This is a genomic window from Vibrio sp. 10N.261.51.F11 (genome assembly GCF_041471665.1).
GTDB classification, from domain to species: domain Bacteria; phylum Pseudomonadota; class Gammaproteobacteria; order Enterobacterales; family Vibrionaceae; genus Vibrio; species Vibrio crassostreae_C.
The window spans coordinates 1-314 of record NZ_JBFROW010000028.1 but is presented as its reverse complement, the minus strand read 5'-3'; the positions used below and the strand labels follow the sequence as shown (position 1 = coordinate 314).

General features: G+C 49.0%; 1 protein-coding gene. It reads right to left on the bottom strand.

The window, feature by feature from the left end:
* A partial coding sequence (locus tag AB4351_RS22270) for a tandem-95 repeat protein (RefSeq protein WP_372125763.1) occupies window positions 1-314 on the bottom strand: 314 nt, incomplete at both ends.

The following is a 314-nucleotide window of genomic DNA, read 5'->3' as shown; positions in this document are numbered from 1 at the left end:
CCTTCAACAGTTAGGTTGTCGCCTTCAATGTCCGTTGCGCCTGTTAACAGGTCTGCATCAGTGAAGATTAACGTGCCGTCTTCTTCAACGCTGAACTGTTGATCTTGAGGGACTGGCAGGTCGTTAACTGGGTTAACCGTTAGGTCAGCTGATGCTTGAACGGTATTGGTACCATCTGAGATATCGAAGCTGATATCGATGTCACCATTGAAGTTCTCATCTGGCGTAATCGTGAAACTGCCGTCATCGTTTTGAGTAACGGTTGCATCACCGTCGACCGTTAAGCCGCTGGCTGTAAGGTCATCGCCCTCTAC